This is a genomic window from Kitasatospora sp. NPDC059088 (assembly GCF_042738155.1).
Taxonomy (GTDB): domain Bacteria; phylum Actinomycetota; class Actinomycetes; order Streptomycetales; family Streptomycetaceae; genus Kitasatospora.
The window spans coordinates 1-5,543 of the sequence record NZ_JBHYGR010000221.1; the positions used below are offsets into that span (position 1 = coordinate 1).

The 5,543-nt window shown below is 79.2% G+C and carries 4 protein-coding genes; 1 reads left to right on the forward strand and 3 read right to left on the reverse strand.

Going from position 1 to position 5,543, the window contains the following annotated elements:
* On the forward strand, positions 1 to 1,045 hold a 1,045-nt coding region (locus ACFWXO_RS43910), incomplete at its 5' end, for an NPCBM/NEW2 domain-containing protein (RefSeq protein ID WP_380532522.1).
* 93 nt (positions 1,046 to 1,138) lie between these two features.
* Here the strand turns inward: ACFWXO_RS43910 and ACFWXO_RS43915 are convergent.
* The 3 genes from ACFWXO_RS43915 to ACFWXO_RS43925 form a co-directional block, all read right to left on the reverse strand.
* A complete protein-coding gene (locus tag ACFWXO_RS43915) occupies positions 1,139 to 1,843 on the reverse strand; it encodes a DsbA family oxidoreductase (RefSeq protein WP_380532525.1) in 705 nt (234 codons plus the stop codon).
* A gap of 128 nt (positions 1,844 to 1,971) precedes the next feature.
* Entirely contained in the window at positions 1,972 to 2,493 is a 522-nt protein-coding gene (locus tag ACFWXO_RS43920; protein WP_375892927.1) for a universal stress protein, read from the reverse strand.
* Between the two features lie 166 nt (positions 2,494 to 2,659).
* Complete coding sequence (locus ACFWXO_RS43925; RefSeq protein ID WP_380532528.1) at positions 2,660 to 4,828, reverse strand: asparagine synthase-related protein; 2,169 nt, start codon at positions 4,826 to 4,828, stop codon at positions 2,660 to 2,662.
* Positions 4,829 to 5,543 lie beyond the last annotated feature (715 nt).

Here is a 5,543-nt window from a genome sequence, read left to right on the forward strand (position 1 = left end):
GGCCGCGGCGGCCGGCTCCTCGGGCACGTCCGCGGGAACCGCGGGGGCGGCCGGCGCCGCCGGTGCCTCCGGCGCGTCCGGCGGCAGCGGGGCCGGCGCGGGTGCCCTGGCCGGCGAGGGCCTCGGCACCGCCGCCAAGGCCGGGATCGCCGCCGCCGTGGCGGTCGCGGCCGCCGCCGTGGCCGCGTACGCGCTGACCGGCTCCCCCGAGCCGACGCCCCCGGCCGCCGCCCCGCCCGCCAGCAGCGCGCCGGTCGCCCCCGCCCCGGCGTCCCCGGCCCCGGTGCCCCCCGCGTCCGCACCGCCCGTCCCGGCCCCCGACAGCGCCGCCCCGGAGCCGCCCGCGACCAGTCCGAGCGCCGCCCCCAGCCCCGGCCCCAAGCCCAGCGCCAGGGCGAGCCAGGCGCCGGCGACCACCCGGGCACCGCGCAGCGAGCCACCCGCGGTCACCCCCGCACCACCCGCCGTCCCGGTGCCGACCCTCCCACCGGTGCCGACGCCCGAGGTCCCCGTCGTCCCGACGCCGACCCTCCCGCCGGTGCCCGAACCGACCGTCGCCACACCCACCCCGCCCACACCCACCCCGCCCGCGCCCAGCGACTACTGGGGCGACTCGCTGCCCGTGGTCAAGCCCGGCCACCACCGGATTCCGCCCGAGGGGCCGAGCATCCGGCAGCAGGGCAGCGACCGGTTCTGGCAGCACGACGGCGGCTGGATCGGCGGCGAGTACCACCGGCACGCCATCACCGTGCACGCGCCGGCCACCACGCTGATCGACCTCAACCGCGGCTGCACGTCCTTCGACGCGGTCGCCGGGGTGGACGACGCCACGCTCAGCCCCGGCGGGGTGGTCTTCACCGTCCAGTCGGGCGACGGCGGCACCCTGTGGCGCTCCCGGATCCTCGCCGCCGGGGACGACGCGGTGCCGGTGCACGTGCCGCTGGCCGGGCAGAAGTCGATCCGGCTGGTGGTCACGCCGGCGAGCGGGATCTGGTCGGCGCTGAACGTCGCGGACTGGGCACAGGCCCGGTTCCGGTGCACGTGACGGCCTGAGAGGTGACGGTGAAGGGGCCCGGGGCCCGTTCCGGCTGGTTGCTCGGAACGGGCCCCGGGCCCCTCGTCACTCGGCTGCCGGGCGTCAGACGGCGCAGGAACCGTCCGCGCAGGCCTCACCGGCCGGGGCGACCTGCACCGGTACCGGACGGCGCTCGCCGATCTCGGCGGCGACCTGCGCCAGCACCTTGCGGAAGGTCTCGGCGTCCTGCCCGCCCTGGACCGCCCACTTGCCCTCGAACACGAAGGTCGGCACGGCGGTGATGCCCAGCTCGCGGGCCTCGGCCAGCTGCGCCCGGACCTCGGCGGTGCCCTCCTCACCCGCCAGGTAGGCCGTCACCCGCGCGCGGTCCAGGCCCGCCGCGACGGCCACGTCGGCCAGCGCGGCGCGGTCGCCGACGTCCACGCCGTCGGTGAAGTGCGCCTTGAGCAGCGCCTCCTTGAGCCGGCCCTGCACCTCGGCGCCGTACTCGGCCTCGGCGAGGTGCAGCAGGCGGTGGCCCAGGAAGGTGTTGGCGTGCAGGGCCGCGTCGAAGTCGTACGTGATGCCCTCGGCCAGGCCCAGCTCGGCCACCCGCGCGTCCATCGCGACCGACTGCGGGCCGTAGCGCTCGGCCAGCCAGGCGCGGTGCGGGCTCGCCGTCGCCGGGGCGTCGGGGACCAGCTGGTACGGGCGGTAGACGACCTCGACGGCCTCCTTGCCCGGGAAGTCCGCCAGGGCCTGCTCGAAGCGGCGCTTGCCGATGTAGCACCAGGGGCAGGCGATGTCGGACCAGATCTCGACCTTCATGTTCGGGGGGCTCCAAGGGGCGTCTCGTGGCGGATGTACGAGATAGGTGAACGATGAACCATCTCGGTACATTCCCGACACCGCGCCGGAAGGCCTCGGGGTCGCTTGAGTGCGCCCCGGCGATACGGTCAGCCCTCGGCCGGCGCGGGGACCACCAGGACCGGGCAGGCCGCGTGGTGCACCGCCGCCGAGCTCACCGAACCCAGCAGCAGCCGGACGAACCCGCCGTTGCCGCGGGTCCCCACCACCAGCGTGTGCTGCCGGGTCGACGCCTCCAGCAGCACCTCGATCACGTTGCCCAGCACCACGTGCAGCGACAGCTCCCCCTCGTACGGCCGGACCCGCTGCCGCAGCACCGTCCCCACCGCCCGGCGCAGCCCGTCCGCCATGCTCTCGACCAGCGTCTCCACACTCTCCTGCACCAGCTCCGCCATGCCCGGCGGGTAGCCGGCCGGCGCCGGGTTCACCACGGCCAGCACGTACAGCGGAAGCCCGAACAGCTCCGCCTCCGTCATCGCCCGGTCCAGGGCCCACAGCGAACCGTCCGACCCGTCGCAGGCCGCCAGCACCCCGGGCGGCCTGCCCGTCGGCGGCCGCCCCAGCACCGACAGCACCACGGGAACCTCCCGCCCCGGGCCCACACCGCCCACCGCACACGCTCCTCACCGCGGACACAGAACCACGCCATCATCCCGCCCGGCCCCTGCCCCGCCCGGCGACGCCGCGCCGGGCCGGGCGGGGTCGGGGGTGGCGCGCGGGGCGGGAGCGGGACGGGAGCAGGGCAGGACGAGCGGGGCGGCCCGGCGCCCGTGGGGGTCAGGGGGTGAGGGCCGGGGGTTGGGGGCGGGGGAGCCCGGTCCAGCAGGCGCCGTGGCGGCGGGCGCGGAGGCGGCGGAGCCAGAGTTCGGTGGAGACGAGGTCGGCCAGGCCGGCCAGGGCGGCCGGGGAGAGCGGGGTGGCGGGGTCGGCGGAGTGGGCGAGGCCGGCGCGGACGGCGGGGAGGTCGATGAGGCCGGCCTCGGCGAGCAGGGGGGCGTCGAAGAGCTCGGCGAGGCCGTCGGCGGCGAGGCGCAGGCCGGCCCGGGTGGGGGCGGTGCGGTCGGGGCGGGGGCCGCGGCCCCAGTCGGGGGGCAGGTCGGTGCGGCCGGCGCCGGTGAGGACGGCGTGCAGGAGGGCGTGCCGGGCACCGGGCTGGAGGCGGACGTCGTCGGGGAGCAGCCTGGCGGCGCGGACCACCTGGTTGTCGAGGAAGGGCGCGTGCAGCCGCTGGCCGGGCCGTTCGGCGGCGTGCAGGAGCGTGCGGTAGGAGCGTGCCTGGCGGTAGAGGGCGTGCCGGGCCCGGTGCGCGCCCGGGTGTTCCTCGGGCGCCGGTCGGCGCGCCGCCAGCCGCAGTCGGAGGGCGACCGAGGAGAGCGCCTCGTCGGAGAGCCAGCGGGCGGCCGGGCCGGGGACGCACCAGGCGAGGTCGACGGCCGAGCGGTCGCCCGCGGTGCCGCCGCCGTCGGGGACGTGCCGGGCGGTCAGCTTGGCGGCGGCCTCGTCCAGTGCCTCGGCGTAGCGGACCCGGGAGAGCCGGTGGGCGGCCCGGACCACGGTGAGCGGGGTGCGCAGCGCGCCGGTCAGCACGCCCGCGGCGGCCCGGTCGGCACCGGCCAGGGCGGCGACCGGGGGCAGCAGTTCGCGGGGCCGGCCGGCCCGGATCAGGTCGGCGAGCCGGGCCGGGTGGCCGTCCAGGACCTGGCGGGCGCCGTAGCCGGTGAGGTGGTCGGTGCCGCCGGCGTCGAAGCGGGCTCCGGCCCGGGCGGCGGCGACGAGTTCGGGGCCGGGTTCGTCGGTGAGCGGGCCGGACTGCGGGTCGGTGCGCAGGACGGCGTACGGGAGGGTGTCGGGGCCGGGGTCGAGCACGGTGTGCCGCAGCCGCGGGGTGTCGGGGGCGAGCGCGAGGCTGGTGGGCGCTTCGGTCTCGCCGAGCGTGACGGCGGCCAACTGCTCGGGGGCGGACGGGCCCTGGGCGGCCTCCCGGGCCCAGGAGCCCTTGACCGCGCCGCTCCTGGCCCCGGCGGTGCTCCGGCCGCCGGTCGCGGCCGGCCCCGTCGACGCGCCCGGAGCACCGGCCGGCAGCGGCGACACCGGCGGCAGCGGCACGGCGGCAGCGAGCAGGGCCACGGTGGCGGAGGCCGTCCCGTACGAGAGGTCGACGCCGAGCCGGGAGCGCCCGGCCGGGTCGGTGGCCGGGGCGGGGGTGCGGACCCGGGAGCGGACGGACTCCAGCAGGGCGCGGGTGAGTTCGCGGATGGCGGGGGCCTCGTCGCGGGGCTGTTCGGCGCCGGGCGGCTCGTCGTAGGCGTCGAGGTACGGGCGGCCGCCGCGGACGGCGAGCACGTGGCCGGGTGGCACCCGCTGGACGCCCAGGTACGGCGTGCCGGTGCCGAGCGCCTCGGGGGACTCCGGGCAGGCGAGCCGGGCGGCGAGGTGGCCGGTGTCCAGCGCGGCGCCGACCAGGTCGGCGAGCGGGAGGGCGGCGGTGGCGTACGCGGTGCCGCCGGCCCAGGGGGTGTGGAAGACCGGCTGGGCGCCGGCGAGGTCGGTGAGCAGCAGGGTGGAGCGGGTGCCGGTGCGCAGCACGACGGTGTAGCTGCCGGGCCAGGCGGTGAGGTGGCGGACGGCGCCGCCGCGGGCGGCGGCGAGGCCGGCGGCGAGTTCGGCGTCGGTGGCGCCGCAGTGGCCGAGGACGGCGAGCCGGGTGGTGGCGGGGGTGTCCTCGACCGGGTCGGGGGTGGTGGGGCCGGTGCTGACGACGGGGCGGGCGCCGGGGCGGAGGGTGACCAGGCGGATCTCCTCGGGCCGCCAGTCGCCCACGGCCCAGAGCGGGTTGGGGCCGGTCCACAGGGGGCGGGCGGCGATCGGGGCGACCGTGGCGAGGGCCTCGTGCACCGGCGCGCCCGGCCGGGGCGTGCCCGTGCTCCAGCCCGTCAGCCACCGCATCGCGCCTCCACCGGACGAGGACCTGCACTCGCGCGGCGCGTCCGGCGCCGGGCGGGCGGCCGGGTGGGTGCCGGGGGCGGCCCGTGGGCGCGTCCGGGCGTGCCCGCGTTCCGGCGCGCCGTCTGGAGACATCGTGCCACCACCGGGCGCTGCCGGGGCCGGTGTTGTCGGTTCCGCTTCCGTTTCGACGGGCCCGGCGCGGGTGTCGGGCGCGGGAAGGCGACGGGGCCCGGGCGCGGGGAGGCGGCGAGGACGGCGACGGGGGCGGGGTCGGGGGGTGGATTCGGGCGGGCCGGGCCTCCCCCTCCCCGGCCCGGACCGCCCGGGCGCACGCCCTTGACATGGGCATCGCGAGATGGCCGAAAGGCGTCGCCCCGCCCGGGAGGGCATCCGCATGCCCTCCCGGACTTCGCCGCCACCCGCGGGGATTGAGGCGGCGGCGTCCCCCGGCCCGCCGGGTCCTCGACGGCGGGCCGACCCACGACCACCAGCGAATCGCCGAGCAGCCGGTCGGGCCAGGGGGCACGGCCGGGCGCACGTGAACACGGGACCGGAGCACGACGCTCCGGCGCACGGCGCGGCCGAACCGCTCCGGGTGGTCCGGACCAACCCCCGCGGCGGCCCGGCGCCCCGCCCGCCCCCGCCCGCGGCCCCCAACCCGCAAGCCGCCCCGCTAACCCCGGGCCGCGGGCCCCGCACAAAGGGGCAGACACAC

Bases quoted from the DNA above. Each gene is read 5' to 3' on its own strand.
- ACFWXO_RS43915 (WP_380532525.1), bottom strand. From the start codon at position 1,843: ATGAAGGTCGAGATCTGGTCCGACATCGCCTGCCCCTGGTGCTACATC.
- ACFWXO_RS43925 (WP_380532528.1), bottom strand. From the start codon at position 4,828: ATGCGGTGGCTGACGGGCTGGAGCACGGGCACGCCCCGGCCGGGCGCG.